Source organism: Nostoc sp. (assembly GCF_036917675.1).
Classification (GTDB): domain Bacteria; phylum Cyanobacteriota; class Cyanobacteriia; order Cyanobacteriales; family Nostocaceae; genus Nostoc.
Window position 1 is genome coordinate 175,656 of the sequence record NZ_JBALCT010000014.1, and the last position, 18,823, is coordinate 194,478.

16 protein-coding genes and 1 pseudogene are annotated in these 18,823 nt (G+C 41.2%); 11 read left to right on the top strand and 6 right to left on the bottom strand.

From position 1 onward, the window contains the following. Nucleotides 1-51: 51 nt before the first annotated feature. Nucleotides 52-207: pseudogene (locus V7K31_RS04640) on the bottom strand (class I SAM-dependent methyltransferase); the annotation flags it as partial. Here V7K31_RS04640 and V7K31_RS04645 point away from each other — a divergent pair. Further along, nucleotides 166-393 (top strand): hypothetical protein, encoded by a 228-nt coding sequence (locus V7K31_RS04645; RefSeq protein ID WP_335092963.1) that lies wholly within the window; start codon nt 166-168, stop codon nt 391-393. The pseudogene V7K31_RS04640 and the gene V7K31_RS04645 overlap by 42 nt on opposite strands. On the opposite strand, the gene V7K31_RS04650 is transcribed toward V7K31_RS04645, so the two are convergent. Both V7K31_RS04650 and V7K31_RS04655 read right to left on the bottom strand, forming a co-directional pair. Then, nucleotides 371-3,031, bottom strand: coding sequence for a type ISP restriction/modification enzyme (locus V7K31_RS04650; RefSeq protein WP_335092853.1), 2,661 nt, complete (start codon nt 3,029-3,031; stop codon nt 371-373). The genes V7K31_RS04645 and V7K31_RS04650 overlap by 23 nt on opposite strands. A 105-nt stretch (nt 3,032-3,136) precedes the next feature. Continuing rightward, entirely contained in the window at nt 3,137-3,406 is a 270-nt protein-coding gene (locus V7K31_RS04655) for a hypothetical protein (RefSeq protein WP_335092855.1), read from the bottom strand. Between the two features lie 366 nt (nt 3,407-3,772). On the opposite strand from V7K31_RS04655, the gene V7K31_RS04660 reads away from it, so the two are divergent. The 5 genes from V7K31_RS04660 to V7K31_RS04680 all read left to right on the top strand — a co-directional run bounded on the left by V7K31_RS04660 (nt 3,773) and on the right by V7K31_RS04680 (nt 9,470). After that, a complete protein-coding gene (locus tag V7K31_RS04660) occupies nt 3,773-5,026 on the top strand; it encodes an exonuclease SbcCD subunit D (protein WP_335092857.1) in 1,254 nt (417 codons plus the stop codon). A 278-nt stretch (nt 5,027-5,304) separates the two neighbouring features. Next, the gene (locus V7K31_RS04665; RefSeq protein WP_334825164.1) at nt 5,305-5,832 is read left to right on the top strand and encodes a YdcF family protein; all 528 of its coding nucleotides are present in this window, start codon (nt 5,305-5,307) and stop codon (nt 5,830-5,832) included. Between the two features lie 593 nt (nt 5,833-6,425). Next, entirely contained in the window at nt 6,426-7,589 is a 1,164-nt protein-coding gene (locus V7K31_RS04670; protein ID WP_335092859.1) for a GuaB3 family IMP dehydrogenase-related protein, read from the top strand. 399 nt (nt 7,590-7,988) lie between these two features. Next, nucleotides 7,989-8,312 carry a thioredoxin gene (gene trxA, locus V7K31_RS04675; protein ID WP_335092861.1) on the top strand — a complete coding sequence of 108 codons (324 nt, stop codon included), beginning with the start codon at nt 7,989-7,991 and terminating at the stop codon, nt 8,310-8,312. Between the two features lie 345 nt (nt 8,313-8,657). Further along, nucleotides 8,658-9,470: a carbon-nitrogen hydrolase family protein gene (locus V7K31_RS04680; RefSeq protein WP_335092863.1), complete on the top strand. Its 813-nt coding sequence runs from the start codon at nt 8,658-8,660 to the stop codon at nt 9,468-9,470. 232 nt (nt 9,471-9,702) lie between these two features. On the opposite strand, the gene fba is transcribed toward V7K31_RS04680, so the two are convergent. Further along, on the bottom strand, nt 9,703-10,782 hold the full coding sequence (gene fba, locus V7K31_RS04685; protein ID WP_334824096.1) for a class II fructose-bisphosphate aldolase: 1,080 nt from the start codon (nt 10,780-10,782) through the stop codon (nt 9,703-9,705). A 573-nt stretch (nt 10,783-11,355) separates the two neighbouring features. Between fba and V7K31_RS04690 the strand changes: the two genes are divergently transcribed. Next, nucleotides 11,356-11,811, top strand: coding sequence for a DUF2141 domain-containing protein (locus V7K31_RS04690; RefSeq protein ID WP_335092865.1), 456 nt, complete (start codon nt 11,356-11,358; stop codon nt 11,809-11,811). A gap of 2 nt (nt 11,812-11,813) precedes the next feature. Here the strand turns inward: V7K31_RS04690 and V7K31_RS04695 are convergent, their stop codons facing one another. Together V7K31_RS04695 and V7K31_RS04700 are read right to left on the bottom strand one after the other, a co-directional pair. Then, entirely contained in the window at nt 11,814-12,956 is a 1,143-nt protein-coding gene (locus V7K31_RS04695) for a peptidoglycan-binding protein (protein ID WP_335092866.1), read from the bottom strand. A gap of 352 nt (nt 12,957-13,308) precedes the next feature. Continuing rightward, nucleotides 13,309-14,376: a DMT family transporter gene (locus V7K31_RS04700; RefSeq protein ID WP_335092867.1), complete on the bottom strand. Its 1,068-nt coding sequence runs from the start codon at nt 14,374-14,376 to the stop codon at nt 13,309-13,311. 363 nt (nt 14,377-14,739) lie between these two features. Between V7K31_RS04700 and V7K31_RS04705 the strand changes: the two genes are divergently transcribed. The 4 genes from V7K31_RS04705 to V7K31_RS04720 are packed head-to-tail and all read left to right on the top strand — an operon-like array spanning nt 14,740 to nt 18,786. Further along, nucleotides 14,740-15,399, top strand: coding sequence for a vWA domain-containing protein (locus tag V7K31_RS04705; protein ID WP_335092869.1), 660 nt, complete (start codon nt 14,740-14,742; stop codon nt 15,397-15,399). A gap of 10 nt (nt 15,400-15,409) precedes the next feature. After that, on the top strand, nt 15,410-16,195 hold the full coding sequence (locus tag V7K31_RS04710; RefSeq protein ID WP_335092871.1) for a PP2C family serine/threonine-protein phosphatase: 786 nt from the start codon (nt 15,410-15,412) through the stop codon (nt 16,193-16,195). 6 nt (nt 16,196-16,201) lie between these two features. Then, nucleotides 16,202-18,568 (top strand): eIF2A-related protein, encoded by a 2,367-nt coding sequence (locus V7K31_RS04715; protein ID WP_335092872.1) that lies wholly within the window; start codon nt 16,202-16,204, stop codon nt 18,566-18,568. After that, on the top strand, nt 18,502-18,786 hold the full coding sequence (locus V7K31_RS04720) for a barstar family protein (protein ID WP_335092874.1): 285 nt from the start codon (nt 18,502-18,504) through the stop codon (nt 18,784-18,786). The genes V7K31_RS04715 and V7K31_RS04720 overlap by 67 nt, the downstream gene beginning before the upstream one ends. Nucleotides 18,787-18,823: the final 37 nt, after the last annotated feature.

The window sequence follows — 18,823 nt, forward strand, 5'->3', positions numbered from 1 at the left end:
CCCATAAGAGACAGGTAAATCCTAAATCTAGGCATCCAAAACCTAAAATTTTCACAGACAGCCACCAAACACCGCCAGACTATAATATTTCCAAGGTACTGCAACTGTCTTAAATCCAGCTTTGCTCAACATTTGTAAATGAGCATCTAAGCTAGCTAGCTGGTCTTGACTGGAGTAACCTTGGGTACTGCTCGCGCCACGTTTAGCGCTATTCATCAAGCTGATGACACAACTGTTATACAGCATTTTACCCTTGAAGATGGGGCAGTGATGCTTGATCCTGATGTATGTGAGTATTTTCCTAATGCAGAAGCTGTTAATCAGGCTTTACGCAGATTGATTAGTCTGTTTCCGAAAAATAGCGAATCGATTACACCTGAATCTGTTGAATAATCTGCATCGTCTCTACACTAACTGTGCAGACTCTTTGTAGTAAATCTATTACCTGTTCTTTGTAATCTGCAAATCGATATGTATTGAATTTTTCAGCAATTGTCGGGTCTTTAGGTTTCTTTTCTTTGTATTGATCTAAAATCCATTCTAAAGCACAACGATTACCAAGGCGATATTCCCAAGCAATTTTGGGGACACCTTCTAAAGTTGTGACATCATCTAAAATAATGGTTCCATTAGCTATATTAGCTTTCAGTTTTGCTTTTGGTATTCTGTTATTATCTTTAGCCAAAGGTAAATCAATTCGTTTTAAAGGATAGGGTTGGACAGTTTCATAATTGATGTGTAAATCCATCAACTGTTTACCCCAGCTAACCCATTGCTGAAAGTCTTCGTAGAAGGGTATTCGGGGAAATTCTCGTTTCAGATTGAGTTCGTATTTGGTGCGATAGGCGGGATTATGTAAGACGGCGTAAGTGTAGTGGAAAATATCTAATTTGGTAATTATCGAGTCGTTGTAATGATTTTGGAATTGGGATAATCCCCAGTCGGTGATATTGTCGATGCAGTTCCCGTCTTTGTCGTAGCGATAGATGGGAAGACATTGCACCATATCTAATGAATATATTGCATAGTCAGGCAAGATTTTTGAAGCAATAGCTGCAAAATCTAATCTACTTCCAGCAGTAAACAAAATTGCTTTATTATCAACATTTTGACCGAATATTTGGCTCTGCTGATATTGTATTTCATTTAAATTCTTATTAAAATAAAGTTTCCTTTTTACAAATGGTCTGTATAAAGCATCTATAAAACAACTTTCTTTAAAGCTATATTTTTCACCTTTTATCAAATCTTTCTTAACTGCTCTGCTCCACTTAATACTGGAATCCAGAGCTACTGTTGTATACTGATTTAGTTTCCCATAATATTTATCAACATCTTGATTATAAACCTGAATTAAATATTGTATTTTTTTCTCCAGATTTTCAAAGGAATCGTCATAAACCCACTCATCTCTTGCAGTAACAACACCCAACGAAAATAACTTAAAAACTGTATGCTCATCTTTCTTGCTTTTACCAAGTTTAGTTTCCTTATTAGCTAATGATAGCAAGCTATCAAAATCATTATCAGTAAGGTTTATCCAGTTGTTACTTTTATCTGGTGTAATGTGTTCAAAATTAATTTGAGATAATTTACTTTCTGCCAGAAACCTTAGCTTATCCTCTGCTGTTTCAAATTCTGATCTATGACTGAAAAAAATTTTACACGAGCCGCTACTGTTCTCCTTTTTTTTCACCATAAAGCTAACAGCAACCCCAGTTTGAATACCAAAAACATTATGCTTAGTTCCTGAAATTTTAGGATTAGCTCTTATATCTCCACCCAAATCTATGATATAAATCTCACTAAAATCGTCACTAACAGCTTTTATAAAACCGTCAAATGTTCTCGCATTGATAAAAGATGAGTTGGTAATAAAAGCTAAAATACCGTTGTCATTTAACTTGTTTGTTGCCCAACGAAAGAAACGGAAATACATATCATAAACTTTAGTTTTCTGGGCAATACTATATTTAACGTAACTATCTTTAATTAACTTGTCTATTTCTGGATATAGGCGGTTTTTATTATTATCATTCTCATTTGCTTGATTTGCATTGTAAGGTGGATTACCAATAATTACTGATATTTTACTTTCATTCTGTCGTTTAATTCTCTCTGTATTTTCTACACTCAGCGAAAGCAAATTCATTTGTTTACCTTCAAAAGATGTATGCTCCAGCGTATCGACAAAACAGATATTTTTAAACTCCTCATACACACCCATTTTTTGTTTATAGGTGTATTCAATATTCAAGTTAGCTATGTAATAAGGCAAAATGGCCACTTCATTACAATGAATCTCATGCTTATACTTATATTCCAGACTATTCTTAGGTAAATAATCAATTAATTCAGTAATAAAAGTGCCTGTTCCCCTAGCCGGATCTAAAATTTCGACATCTTTATCAGCTAGCAGCTTACCAAAATTTTTATGAACTAAATAATCCACACTTTCAATCATGAAGCGGACAATTTCATTCGGCGTATATACGATTCCTAGCCTGTCCGCCGCTTTCGGATTATATGCTTTGTAGAAATTCTCATAAAGCACTTTTAAAAACTTCTGCTTTTCATGATGATTGTAAATATTCGCAGCAGTTCTTCTAATGACACCATAATAACGCTCAATAGTTCCAAGAGTATTTTTTTTAGTGCTACCTGTAAAAAATGTATCGATGATAGTTTTTAATTCACGAGCAATATTATTTTCTCGATGAAACTGAGATTCATTGAAGATGCTGATAAAGATATCTTCAGTTAAAATATGCTGAATCATCATTTCTCTAATATCTAGCAAAGTGATTTCAGGATTAATTGATTCTTTGCAGATACCCCAAAATTTAGCCCTCGCTGTTTGAAAAGCTGCGTTTGTTTCGATTTGACTATCAATTAAGTCACGCAAAGCATTTAAAACACTCGGTAAGTCTTCCTTAAAAGTTTCAATCGCCTCACGAAAATCTTTAACTTCTGGGCGAACATAGTTAATAAAAGATGTAATTATTCCATCCAGCGCGTCAGCATCTTTCATCAGGACGCGCCTAGTTTCATGTCCACCCTGAATTAAAACGGCTTTTTTCGAGTCTTCAAACAGAATGTTACTATCTGGGTAGCCTTTTATCAGCTTTTTTTCAATTTATTGGTCTAAATTGTCATATTCATCTTTACTTTCCCAATAGCCCCAATCCAAACGCAAAGCATCTTTAACAGTGCCATCTGGATAAACAAGTTTGCCGCTAGCTGTTTTATAATCTAGTTCGGGAATAAGTCTAAATTCTCTAGGTTTACAATATTCATTGACTAAGTTTTGAAATGCAACCCGAATCGATGTTTCTTTACGTGAACCGCCATACTGGATAATTCTTTCTACTTCTGTGTGATATTGACTAACCAGAAGTTTGGACATACTTTATCAAACTTTTATACTTTTAAAGTATGTCCAAACTAGCTTTAGTTATTACTAACTAACACCAGTGATATCCACAGCTAAAATATGAAGATTAAATAAACCTTCAAGTTAAATGTTAGGTAAAAAGAGGTGAATTTCCAAATAACATCACGTCTGAACAGAGGTTATGACAGACGAAGCCTAGTAAAGATGTAAAATATACTGCCGTTGATTTTGAATTATCGAATATAATACAATTATTTAAGTAAAAACACGGGATACTGATCTCCTCTTCTCTTGCTGCGTCTAGAACGGTTGTTCCAAGAATAAGTCGGACATCGCGTTATTTAGTTGTTAGTCATTAGTATTAGACAAAGGACAAATATGATCAAAATCCTCCACCTCTCCGACATCCACATGGGAAGCGGCTTCTCCCACGGGCGAATTAATCCTGCAACTGGATTAAATACACGGCTAGAAGATTTTGTCAATACACTATCTAAATGTATTGACCGAGCGCTGACAGATGCTGTTGATATGGTGATATTTGGTGGCGATGCTTTCCCGGATGCTACACCACCACCTTATGTACAACAAGCTTTTGCTAGCCAGTTTCGCCGTCTCATGGATGCCAATATTCCCACAGTGCTGTTGGTAGGAAACCACGACCAACACTCCCAAGGACAGGGAGGAGCAAGTTTAAATATTTACCGCACCTTGGGAGTACCAGGATTTGTTGTCGGTGATACATTAACTACTCACTGCATCGAAACCCGTAATGGTAAAGTGCAAGTAATCACCCTCCCTTGGCTGACCCGTTCTACCCTGATGACTCGCCAAGAGACTGAAGGTTTGTCTTTGGCGGAAGTCAACCAATTGTTAACGGAACGTCTGCGAGTTGTTTTAGAAGGGGAAATTCGTCGTCTTGACCCCGATGTACCAACTGTCCTTCTAGCTCACTTGATGTCTGACAATGCTACCTTGGGCGCAGAACGCTTTTTGGCAGTAGGTAAAGGCTTTACTCTACCCCTATCTTTGCTGACGCGACCTTGTTTTGATTATGTAGCGTTGGGACACGTCCACCGCCACCAAAATCTGAATAAATCTAACAACCCGCCGGTGATTTATCCAGGGAGTATTGAGCGGGTAGATTTTAGCGAAGAAAAAGAAGACAAAGGCTATGTAATGCTGGAACTTGAGCGGGGGAGCGCTGAATGGGAATTTTGTCCCTTAACAGTTCGGACTTTCCGCACCATTGAAGTGGATGTCTCGAAAGCAGATGATCCGCAAGCGGTATTAATGAAAGCGATCGCCAAGTATGATATTGAAGATGCTGTAGTGCGGCTAATTTACAAACTCCGCTCCGAACAGATGGATTTAATTGACAGTTCCTCTCTACATACTGCTTTAAGTCCCGCTCATACCTACACCATTCAAGCAGAATTAGTCAGTCAATTGGCTCGACCCCGCATTCCTGAATTGAGTGCAAGTAGCAGCATCGACCCAATGGAAGCCTTGAAAACTTACTTGAACAATCGTGAAGACCTCAAAGATATCGCAGCATCAATGCTGGATGCTGCACAGAAGTTGCTAGCAGATGATGTCCAAGTCTGGCTGGAAGCAGCAACTAGTGAGTAAGATAGATGCCAATTATTTTCAGACAAGCTGCCAGAACCCTTTGATGCATTGTCCAATACAGGTTAGGATAATCCATCAATTAGCGGAAAAACTTCAAGCACGCTTAATCGCGCTGTAACATGACAATCACCCAAATTTGTATTTGGGCAGATTTTTGAGGAGTTTGCTACTCTACTATCAATTATGCTTTTCTTCTACCCAGAGGAAATTTTGAATTCAGTAAATTAAGTTATCGAGCCTTGAATAAGCTACTCTTGACAGGTAAATATTTTCGTTTTATGGCTTTTTTCCTACCGCTAATCATTTGGTGGGGATATAAAGAAGTACAAAACCAATTTGTACAGCCAGAAGCAGTTGTAGTGTTGGGTGGTTCAACCAGACGTTTAGAGCGAGAGAAGTTTACGGCTGAATTTGTCACCCAGCATCCAAATATACCAATTTGGATTAGTGGGGGTAGTCCACCTAGATCCACCCAACGAGTGTTTATTAAAGCTGGTGTTGATCCCAAACGTTTACACTTGGATTATGAAGCCGTAGATACAGTTACTAATTTTACTACGTTGGTGGATGATTTGCAAGCTCGCGGCATCAAAAGCGTTTATTTGATTACTTCAGATTTCCACATGCGTCGAGCTTGTGTCATTGGCGAAATTATTTTGGGTAGTCGAGGTATTTATTTAAAACCAGTGCCAGTTCCTTCAGGAAAACCACCGGAATCTATCGAAAAATCTATCCGTGATGGAGCTAGAGCGATACTTTGGTTAGCGACTGGTTACACGGGTGTGGATGTAGCTAAAAATAAATAATAAATCAAACCAATTTTAGATTTTGAAATTGAAAATATTCAGATTCAGAGGCTTTATCAATTTGAAACAAAAGAAACTATTCTAAAAGGATGTTTGAAAAGTCGTAAAGTATACCAAAAACCCCGCTTCCATTCCCCTCCCCGAAGCGGAGAGAGGCTTTGAAACCCCCATTCCCTTGTAGGGAAGGGGGCTAGGGGGTTAGGTTACTGATACTTTGATGTTACAAAAAATAGTTTTTAAACATTCTCTAAGTTGGGATCATTTATGGTAATTTGCATGATATTAACCTAAGTCAATACAGGCAAATCAAGAGAATTAATAGCAATAATCCTGACATTAACTAAGTAAGAACAGACACATGAAACTACAATTATCGAAAAGCTAGCGCCACGCCAACTTTCAAATAACACAATATAAAAACAAATTAACAATTTTTGCTCATTTGGTTGCTTGGTGAATACTTTGCGTCTATCAAAGTTTCGAGCAATGGCTTGGGTAACTCGAATTTATCTATGTAGTTTCGGGAAAAAAACGTCCCAATCCCCTCCACAATTTGATACCCTAGCTTAAACAGATTTGAGAAAAATTAAAGCGTGGAAATTCAACTTGGGCGGGGGAAAACAGCTCGCAGAGCTTACGGAATAGATGAAATTGCTCTAGTCCCCGGTAACAGAACACTAGACCCCAGTTTGGCAGAGACTAAGTGGCGGATTGGCAATATTGAGCGAGAAATCCCGATAATTGCCAGTGCGATGGATGGCGTTGTAGATGTTCGGATGGCTGTACGTTTGTCACAGTTAGGAGCATTAGGTGTCCTCAATTTAGAGGGAATTCAAACTCGCTATGCTGACCCAGAGCCAATATTAGATCGGATTACTTCTGTGGGTAAAGATGAATTTGTTGCCCTGATGCAAGAACTCTATGCCGAACCAATAAAGCCGGAATTAATTGAACTACGTATTCAGCAAATTAAACAACAAGGTGGCATTGCGGCGGTGAGTGCAACTCCAGCCGGTGCAAGTAAATATGGTGAGGCGGTGGCAAAAGCTGGGGCAGATTTATTTTTTATCCAGGCTACGGTAGTTTCTACTGCACATCTGTCACCAGAGTCTTTAATACCACTTGATTTAGCAGAATTTTGCCGTTCCATGCCCATACCCGTGGTGTTGGGTAATTGCGTGACTTACGAAGTTACTTTGAATTTGTTGAAAGCTGGGGCGGCTGGGGTACTGGTGGGAATTGGTCCTGGTGCGGCTTGTACTTCTCGTGGGGTGTTGGGTGTGGGTGTGCCACAGGCGACTGCGATCGCAGATTGTGCTGCGGCACGAGATGATTACTACAAGGAAACTGGTAACTATATCCCGATTATTGCTGATGGCGGTTTAATCACCGGTGGCGATATTTGTAAATGCATCGCCTGCGGTGCCGATGGTGTGATGATTGGTTCCCCCTTTGCCAGAGCCGCCGAAGCCCCAGGACGAGGTTATCATTGGGGTATGGCGACTCCCAGCCCAGTTTTGCCTCGTGGCACCCGGATTCGCGTTGGTACCACTGGTAGCCTAGAGCAAATCCTCATTGGCCCAGCAGGACTAGATGACGGCACTCACAATCTTTTAGGAGCCTTAAAGACGAGCATGGGCACCTTGGGAGTTAAAAATATTAAAGAAATGCAGCAAGTGGAAGTTGTAATTGCGCCTTCCTTATTAACCGAGGGTAAAGTTTACCAAAAAGCTCAACAATTGGGTATGGGGAAATAGAGGGAGTAGGGAGTAGGGAGTAGGGAATAGGGAAGGATGAGGGAGATAGCAAAGATGCCGGAGAAATAATTAATGCCCACTCCCCAATCCCCATTACCCCTTATCCCCAGAGGAAACCCCACCTTCCCCACTCCCCAATTCTGAAATAAATTTTTCCAGCCCCCTAAACAATTGCTGGAAAAATTCGATATGTCGCCTACAATAGAGATAGCGGAGACGCATGTTTCCGTTCACTCCTCACACCACACTCCGCCCGGACTACTGTTCGGGCGGTTCCTTATGTTTGTAAATAAAATAAGAGAGCTTCTTTGCAAATATACATCCTCTACTCCCAAGCCGAAGTTTTTGCTATGGTAGAATTTTCACCAAGCTCAGATATTATTGGCGAAGGTTTTAGGCATGTCAAAGGCCGCACAAGTTACCGATTCTAGTTTCAAGCAAGAAGTACTCGACAGCGATGTACCTGTTTTAGTTGACTTTTGGGCACCCTGGTGCGGACCATGCCGTATGGTAGCTCCTGTTGTCGAGGAAATCTCCGAACAGTACGAAGGTCAAATAAAGGTTGTAAAAGTCAACACAGATGAAAATCCTCAGGTTGCAAGCCAGTATGGCATCCGCAGCATTCCCACATTAATGATTTTTAAGGGTGGACAAAAAGTGGATATGGTGGTAGGTGCTGTGCCTAAAACTACATTAGCTACCACTCTTGAAAAGTATCTTTGAAACTCAATCGGCAATAAAATCCTCTTGAGTTATCCATTTTGTTCTAACTTTAAGTTAATTTTTATAAACAAGTTTGAGAGGCGCAAATTTCTCGTTTCTCAAGCTTGTTTACCTTTGTATACAATTTCCGAATATTTTTAGGAGTTTTCTACCTCAAAAACAACTCCCTAATTCCCGCACTACCAATTTCTACCGCTATAGCATGGCCAACAGAAAACCCAAAAGCTGAGTCACGTCGCTTCTCTACTAGACGCTGACACATTTCTAATTAAGTGCCACAGGTGTTGAAGTAGCGATATATTTGATAATCTATCTTCCATAAATCAACTGTTGGTTGTTGAATCTATGAAGTCTTATTTAGCCGCCGCTATTCAATTGACCAGTGTGCCCAATCTACACAAAAATTTGGCACAGGCAGAAGAATTAATCGAGCTTGCCGTGCGTCAAGGTGCCGAATTGGTAGGTTTGCCAGAAAACTTTTCTTATATGGGAGAAGAAAAAGACAAACTCGCGCAAGGCGATGCGATCGCTCTTGAAAGTGAAAATTTTCTCAAAAAAATGGCTCAACGCTTTCAAATTACGATCTTGGGCGGCAGCTTTCCACTTCCGGTAGACAATACAGGCAAAGTTTATAACACCACTCTACTCATCGACTCAAACGGTCAAGAACTTGCCCGCTACTATAAAGTACATTTATTTGATGTTGATGTCCCTGACGGCAACACCTATCGGGAATCCAGCACCGTTGTGGCTGGTACGCAACTACCCCCCGTTTATTTCTCAGAAAAACTTGGCAATTTAGGACTTTCTATTTGTTATGATGTTCGCTTCCCTGAACTGTATCGTCATCTGGCAGATAAGGGAGCTGATGTTATGTTTATTCCCGCCGCCTTTACCGCCTTTACTGGCAAAGATCACTGGCAAGTACTACTACAAGCCAGAGCCATCGAAAATACCGCCTACGTCATTGCTCCTGCCCAAACAGGTAACAACTACGCCCGCCGTCTAACCCACGGACACGCCGTTATTATCGACCCTTGGGGCGTAATTTTAGCCGATGCTGGGGAAAAACCGGGAATTGCGATCGCCCAAATCAACCCCACTAGGCTTGAACAAGTCCGCCGTCAAATGCCCTCCTTACAACATCGAGTATTCTAGGCGCTGGGGATGAGGGAGCAGGGGAAGAAAGAATTTTAGATTTTAGATTTTGGATTTTAGATTGAAATTTAATCCAAAATTTCAAATCCAAAATCCAAAATTGAATTGCCCCATGCCTAGTCCTTATGAATAAAACAAAAAACCGGGTGTTTACCCGGTTTCTGACGACATTCAAATTCTCAGTTTTTTAGGAGCATAGCAGCACTATGCCCCTATTTATTTGTTGTCAAAATTAAACTTTAGCGGCTGCTTTGCTAACAACGTTGAGTTCACCCTTAGCATACTTAGCAGCAAAATCTTCCAAAGAAACTTGCTTGATCTTGCTTGCATTGCCAGCCGTACCAAATTGCTGATAGCGTTCAGCACAAACCTTCTGCATATATGTAATGGAAGGCTTGAGGAAGTGACGGGGGTCAAACTCCTCTGGTTTTTTAGCTAAAGCTTCACGTACAGCAGCAGTAATTGCCAAACGGTTGTCGGTGTCGATGTTTACTTTACGTACACCACTCTTGATGCCTTTTTGGATTTCTTCTACAGGTACGCCGTAGGTTTCAGGAATTGCACCACCATACTGGTTAATTATGGCCAGCAAATCTTCAGGTACAGAAGAAGAACCATGCATTACCAAGTGGGTGTTGGGCAGACGGCGGTGAATTTCTTCAATGCGGCTGATTGCCAAAATTTCCCCAGTCGGCTTGCGGGTAAACTTGTAAGCACCGTGGCTTGTGCCAATGGCAACAGCCAAAGCATCTACTTGGGTTGCTTCTACGAAGTCAACAGCTTCATCGGGGTCAGTTAAGAGTTGGGAGTGGTCGAGTGTACCTTCAAACCCATGACCATCTTCAGCTTCACCAGCACCAGTTTCTAGAGAACCCAAACAACCGAGTTCACCTTCAACGCTCACACCCAGAGCATGAGCTACATTTACGACTTCGCGGGTAACATTGACGTTGTACTCGAAGCTAGCGGGGGTCTTAGCATCAGCTTCTAAGGAACCATCCATCATCACGCTAGTGAAGTTGTTCTTAATTGCTGAGTAGCAGGTAGCAGGCGCATTCCCATGATCTTGGTGCATGACAATGGGAATCTGAGGATAGGTTTCTACTGCTGCCAAAATTAGGTGGCGTAGGAAGTTTTCTCCAGCATAAGCACGAGCGCCACGAGAAGCTTGCAAAATTACAGGGCTATCTGTCTCGACAGCAGCCTTCAGGATCGCCTGAATCTGCTCCAAATTGTTAACGTTGAAAGCTGGGATGCCATAACCGTTTTCAGCTGCGTGATCCAACAGCAGCCGCAGTGGTACAAGCGCCATAGATAGTCCTCCTAATGTGGTTGTCAGCTAGTCGGTGTGAGAGAAGCGTAATTATTACGCTAAATCTTAAGAGTTTTTTCAACTTATAGGAAATTATAACTAGTGTGGTGTGTCATGTTGAAAAAGATCACGCCATGTTTACTATTATAAATATGCCCTATATTTGCTCTCTAGTGCTGTACTATATTCGCTCTGTCGCATTTGCTGCTGGAATACTAGAGAACTTAGGCACAAGCGAAGAGGTATTTTCTGAGGTTTAACGATTCGAGGGAGTAGATAAGAGGTAAGGGGAGTGTCTTTGCTCAACTGCTGCACCTGATAAATTACAGCTATTTTCAGGTAAATAGACCACGCAGTAGGGGCATAGCAATGCTGTGCCCTTACGACAGGTGTGGTTCAAATACTTGAATTCTGCTGTAAAATAGCGATCGCCTGTGTGTTTATACTTGCAATCAGATTTAACTGAGTGATAATTATTCTGTAAATACCTCGACCAATAGACATCTCAGGATAGATATTATAAATCTGTGTTGCTTTGTTTGAGCAAAACTTATTTTATTTTGTGAAAATTTTATGGTTAAAGGATTGAGAGTTAGTATGTTGCTATTGGCAGTTCTGGGAAATCTGGTATGGTCATTTAGTGCCAAGGCAAATTTTAACGGTCAACTCACCATAGAAATTCATGGCTTGAAGAATAAAGAAGGACAAGTCTGTGCCAGTATATTTGCAAGCAGTGAAGGATTTCCTAGCGATCGCGATCGCGTCTTACAAAAGCAGTGTAGCAAGATTACTGACACTCCCTTAATCATTAGCTTTCAGAACTTGAAAGCAGGTATTTATGCGGTTGCTGTTTTTCACGATCAAAATAATGACTACACTCTCAATAGTAATATTTTTGGTACACCAAAGGAAGGCTTTGGATTTTCCAGCAACCCAGAAATTCGCACAAGAGCGCCCAAATTTAGCGAAGCAGCATTTTTAGTGGCAGGCCCGGACACCAATATCCAAATCGAGTTGAAATATTTTTAGACTTATTCTTGTGAATCGTTGTGTGAATCTTCAGGTAGACTCTGTTGTTCCGGCAAGCCACGCATTCGATTCATCTGAGTTAAAGCATATCGTGCTGTTGCTTGCACTTCGGCATCTGGGTCTTCTAGTGCATGGCGCAACATATGACTCATTTGATCCATCAAATCATAAACACGCGTCAGGTCACGGATCGCATTTTGTCGTACTTGTGGACTTTCATCTTGGATTGAAATTGCTAAAGCACGATTCATCGGTTTGAGTGTGCGAGTGCCAATTTCTGCCAAAGCTGCCAAAATTAAACTGCTTTCTTGAGAATCAGCATCAATCATCAGGTCAACCATTGGCTGAATTGCCCGCGAATCTCCCTGCTGACCCAAATCCCAAATAGCCTTGCGTCGCTTCGTTGGGTCAGAACTGCGTAATTCTTGAATTAATTCGTCAACGATATTGAGTTTAACCAGTCGGGAAGTTTTTTCTGGTAGCAGTAATTGTGTCGCTAATGGTGGCGTAGCTGTTTGTGGACTAGTTACAGTCTCTAGTAAGAGTGGTGTTATCGGGTCTTTCTTAGCTTGACTCAAGCTTTTAGTATTTGATATTTCGGACTTTTCCACTTGTTTTATCTGACGAAACCACCTCAGCAGGTAAATAAGTGCGCCAATACTTCCTAGAACTCCGATGGCAAATATTAACCACCAGACAAAACCTCTCTCGGTTGGCTTGGGTGTTGTAGTTGGTTTGGAAGTGGCAGCAGGAGAGGTGAATATTCGAGAGGTGATAATCTGATTTTTGGCTGCCAAAGCTGCTTGGAGTTTCCCCATAGTCGCCAGACCGATAATGCCATCTATTTTTAAACCCTTTGCTTTCTGGAATTTAGCTACAGCGATTTCCGTACTGTCGTTGTACTGTCCATCGACCACGCCACTGTAGTATCCCAACTGCTTTAATAGAGTTTGTAGTTTCTGCACATCTGACCCTTGACTACCGGGCATCAAAACAGCCGGACTAGCAGTTACTGTCGAACTAGCTTGTGCAAGTTCTAAAATTTCAGGTGCTAGGTTAGGTGTGGCTGTACTTGCGCGATTTGGGTAAAAACCCAGGCAAGAAAAACAGGTAAATATCAAGATTAAGGAAGGGCGTAGCCTCATATTGCAAGTTTCAGCCTGAACGTGCTTTTGAAGTCTTCGATACCACAATAACAATTCAAAATTCAAAATTCAAAATTGTTCGCGTGGTAACAAAGCAGACAAGGCTCACTGTGTCACCTTGTCGAAGTGCAGCGTCTCGTAGAGAAGAGACTTATATCATGTCCCGGTAATTAGTTGTGATTCCCATAGTCATTGCACCCCACACGCCAGATGCTCCACTTGGGGAGACCCCTCTGAGCGCTGGCTCCCCTAAATCCCCTCCCCGCTCTTCAGGTGGGGAGACAAAGCATAGCTTTGGCTCTTTGGGGTTCTTCGGGTTTAATAAGCAATCAAGCGGACATGATATTATTGCTTATGGCAAAATTTCTGGTTCAGATTCTCTGACTGCTAAAGTTATGGGGTTCAATTTTTTTGCAGATGCTTCTAAAACTGGTTGTGGGATGTTAGCTATTTCGCCGACGGTAACTGTATCGTTTCGCGCTGCTAAAGTATCACGTTGGTTAATCAGATAGATGCTGATTAAAGTGAGGAAAACACCGACCCACTGCAACGGACTGAGGACTTCTGAGAGAAACAGATTGCCGAATAGTAGTGCAAATATGGGTGTAAGGAAGGTGAGGGAACTAAGGCTGGTGAGACTGCCACTAGAGGCAAAGTAGAAGAATAATCCGTAGGCGATCGCACTGCCAAATACGGTAGCATAACTCAAAGCCACTAAATCAGATGTTCCTAGATTCTCCCACTGCTGGGATTCAACAACTGATGAAATTCCCCATAGTGGCAATCCACCCAAAATCATGTGCCATCCCGTAGCGCTTACTGGGTCAGCGTGTCGGCACACAAACCTTATCAACACTGTTCCCACTGCCATTGATAGGGCTGCTAACAGCATTAACCACTCGCCACTAGCAAACAAATCTTGCCAGTTGCCAATTGTAATATTTGTGCCTGAGTCGAGAAAATGTAAAATCCACTCATCAGGTAAACCAATTAAACTAATACCTGTGATTCCTAGTCCTAGCCCTAGCCATCCCCAAAAACCAATGTGTTCTTGGAATAGCCACAACGACAGCAAGGCAACGGCCAAGGGTTGCGAGTCAATCATCACAGACCCTAACCCCGCACTGGTTCTGACTAATCCCTCTGCCAAAAAGCCTTGAAACAGCGTCCCATCTACTAGAGCAAATAAGGCAATCCACAGCCATGCAGCCCAACCCTTCGGCTGGGGTTTACCCATGAATGCTGTTGCAATCAGAATTAACACCCCTGCTGGTATCAAACGCACTCCCGCCATGAATAGGGGTGTGGTGTGAGGTATAACTCCTTTCATGGCTACCATTGCCGTCCCCCATAGGAAAAAGGGGGCAATTAATAGCAGAGGGGCGAAGGGAAGTTGAGATGCACTGAGTTTCAGTTGCATGGGTTTGCTGATGCCTTTGTTTAACAAGCGCAAAAATTGCTTTACCCAATTTTACCGAATTATGTAGTTTTGCGATCGCATAGCGTCTCAAAGAGACAGTCTGACCTCTCTCCTAATAGGAGAGAGCCTTTGAATCTTACTCCCCTTCCCTACAAGGGAAGGGGCTGGGGGTTAGGTCTGTATTTGACTCAAGTGTAATTAATTTCGTCCGACTACTTATCAGGTAAAAAGCACAAACGCTTTAAATCAGGCAAATAGGCAGTAGTATTTATACGTATAAATACTACTGTAAAAGTGTGTTTTATAGCTGAGAATATAAGTGATTGATCTCTCAGACCAGTTGATTCAATTTAGGAACATCGAATGCCTGTAGGATTGCCTGAATTCGTTGAAAATCCAGAAAATCGTTGCCCTGTAATTCTCTTACTCGATACTTCTGGCTCTATGTCAGGTCAGCCTATCCAAGAGTTAAATCGAGGACTTGCTGCTTTCAAAGAAGATGTACAAAAAGATTCCCAAGCATCGCTGAGTGTGGAAGTGGCAATAATCACATTTGGCCCCATAGTTAAACTGGTGCAAGACTTTGTGACGATTGACCAATTTACACCGCCTATATTGAAAGCAAATCATTTTACCCCAATGGGTGCGGCGATTGAGTATGCTTTGGATTTTCTAGAAAACCGGAAACAGACTTATAAAGATAACGGTATTCTATATTATCGCCCTTGGGTGTTTTTGATTACAGACGGAGCGCCATCAGACTCCTGGGATTCAGCCGCGAAAAGATTGAGAGAAGCAGAAGCACAAAGCCGACTATCATTTTTTGCAGTTGGTGTAAAGGGTGCTGATATGAATATCCTCAAACAAATTTCTCCTCCTGAACGTCCACCAGTTATGCTAAACGGCTTAGATTTTCGTGAGCTGTTTGTCTGGCTTTCTGCTTCGATGAAACGGGTTTCTAGTGGCAAAGTAGGGCAGGCTGTAGCTTTACCGGCTGTGGGATGGAGTCAAATTACTAGTTAGAGGAAATTTTGTGAATTGGAAAGCTGTTCGGGGTTCTGCGATCGGAACAAGTCATCAAAACCAGGAGATACCTTGTCAAGATTATGGGGATTATCGCATCTTTGATGATGTGATTGTAGGCGCTGTTGCTGATGGTGCTGGTAGTGCTAAACATTCTGATGTTGGTTCTAAATTAGTAGTAGAAACGGTACTCAAATGCTTTTCTGATATTCATGAATCTCCTCAGAAGGAAGAAGAATTGGAGGAAGGTTTTTCTCAACCACTGTCCAAAGAAGAAGCTGAAAAACTGTTTACGAGGATTGTGAAAATAGCTATTAAAAATTTACAGAATCAAGCGGACGAAGGAGGTTATTCTGTCAATGATTTAGCTTGTACGTTGTTAGTTTTCGTGGCAACTCCTGACTGGGTTACAGCTATGCAAATCGGGGATGGATTTATTGTGCTGCGTTCCCAAGACTCAGAATATCAACTGTTGTTTCAGCCAGATAAAGGTGAGTTCATCAATGAAACAACTTTTATCACCTCAAGAAATACACTAAAAGAAATGCAGGTAGAGGTTATTTACGAAAAACAAGAGTTTATTTGCGCTTCCACTGATGGACTAGAAAAAGTAGCAATTCGCTTGAGCGACTGGGAACCTTTCTCACCTTTCTTTAAACCTTTAGAGGAATACTTGGATGAAAGTGTTGATCCAAGGCAGGATAAATATCTAACGGAATTCCTCAATTCTGAACGGCTAAATTCTCGTACTGACGATGATAAAACTTTGCTTTTATGTCTTTTTAAGAAAGAGTAAAATTCGATGACAGTTCTCACCTGTGCTAGTACGGGAAAATCGATTACTCTGCTAGGTGAACCCATAGCTAATAGTGGTGAAGGTAAGGTTTGGCGAACTAATCACAATGGTTACTTAGCAAAAATTTACCACTCGCAAACTCCTGAGCAAGTGCAAAAGTTGGCTGTGATGATAGCGCACCGACCCAAAGAGCCAAACTCTCACCTAAATCATATTTCTTTTGCTTGGCCTAAATCGCTACTGAAAGCTGCTCAGGGTGATTGTGTCGGCTTTTTGATGCCGGAAATTAAGGACGCAAAAGAACTTATCGATGTATACAATCCCAAGAAAAGAAAGGATTCAAAACTTGATGTTGATTGGCGTTTTCTGCACACAACAGCGTTGAATATCGCCTCAATTATTGAAGCAATTCACATTTCTGGCTATGTTTTGGGTGACATCAAGCAGCAAAATATTCTTGTTAACGATCGCGCCTTACCTTCAATTATTGATACTGATTCTTTTCAGGTTCGTAATCCGGTAAATGGCAAAATTTATCGTTGTCCAGTTGGTTCACCAGATTATACACCACCGGAACTGATTGATCAAGATTTTTCTAGCATTGATCAAACAGAAGTACACGATCGCTTCCGGTTAGCAGTTATTATCTATCAGTTGTTGTTTGGTGGTCAAACTCTTTTTACGGGAAACTGGATAGGCGCGGGGGAAATTCCAGAAACTAATGAACTTATCCGTCAGGGTTTATGGCTGTATGCACCAAACAGTTTGATTCAACCTGTAGACAGGACAATTCCGCTTGAGATTGTTCACCCAGAGATTCAGCGATGTTTTTTGAGATGTTTTAATGATGGTTATAAAAATCCTAACTTGCGCCCAACTGCTAGGGATTGGGTACAGGCGCTCAGAATTGCTGTTAATGAGTTAACTATCTGTGGAAAGGTAGACAGCCACTATTACAGCCAAACTTATGGTAAGTGTTATTGGTGCGATCGTTCTACAAAACTTGGTATTGATATATTTCCTGGGTTTGTTAAACTAAAACAAGCTGCTGTTGTTGAATCAACATCAGAACCTAAAGCTTTTGCCGCAGATAAAATTATAGAAAATGTTGCAATAGCAGGGCAAATCCATACCTTCCAAGGGCATTCCGACTCTGTTCATTCCGTAGCTTTCAGTCCAGATGGCAGAACCATTGCCAGTGGGAGTAATGACAAGACTATTAAGCTCTGGGATGTCACAACAGGAAGAGAAATCTACACCCTTCAGGGGCATTCCGACTCTGTTCATTCCGTAGCTTTTAGTCCAGATGGCAAAACCCTTGCCAGTGGGAGTCATGACAAGATTATCAAACTATGGGATGTCACAACAGGAGGGCAAATCCGCACTATCCAAGCGCATTCCGACTGGGTTACTTCGGTTGCCTTCAGCCCAGATGGCAAAATCCTTGCCAGTGGGAATTTTGACAGGACTATCAAACTGTGGGATGTGACAACAGGACGGCAAATCCGCACTATCCAAGCGCATTCCTACTCGGTTCATTCAGTTGCCTTCAGCCCAGATGGTAAAACTCTTGCCAGTGGAAGTGATGACAACACTATCAAACTGTGGGATGTGACAACAGGACGGCAAATCCGCACTATCCAAGCGCATTATTCCTTGGTTCATTCAGTTGTTTTCAGTCCAGATGGCAAAATCCTTGCCAGTGGTAGTTCTGACAGGACTATCAAACTGTGGGATGTGACAACAGGAGGGCAAATCTGCACTATCCAAGCGCATTCCAACTTTGTTACTTCGGTTGCCTTCAGTCCAGATGGCAAAACCCTTGCCAGTGGGAGTCATGACAAGACTATCAAACTGTGGGATGTAAGCACGGCAAGAGAAATCTACATCCTTAAGGGGCATTCCTCCTGTGTTAATTGCGTAGCTTTCAGTCCAGATGGAAAAATCCTTGCCAGTGCCAGCCATGACAACACTATCAAGATTTGGCAGGTTGCATCATCAAGCAATACAGCTACTTCATACCCAGTCCAGCCAACTCAATCTCAAGTTTCGCAAACTAATAAGTCTGCAAATTCACCATCATCTAATAACTATAGTAAACAAACTATTTTTCAAAGCGCTATTGCCCAAAATACTTTTTCATCAGTAAATCCTACTTCTGCAAAAAACGAGACAAGTAATAAAGCGGTAAACAATACATCTCAAAAATCATCCACCACAAGCCCATTTATTGCTATTTTTTCAACGATTTTTTCAATGTTAGGTTCAGCAGTGTTAGGTTATCTTATTCCTTCTGATTTAATTTGGTGGGTTTTAGGAGCCTTTTTTATTATATTTATAATAGGAATAATTATCACATATATAAAGAAATAAGCGCTGTTCAGAAAGTAGCAAGGCTAGGAAAAGATGAATGTATTACTAATTTAACATGGTGTCCGGCTGAGAGATATGTCATATTGTATGACCATGCTGATATCTTTGCTCAAGCTGAACCTATACAGTACCAAATAGCATTGGATATTTTAAATTCAGCCAAAGAATACTGGGAAGCTAATAATATTACTCTGAAGTTTTTAACTATAAATAAATAAGTCAATTTAGCCTTAAGAAAAATTAAGATATAGTCCA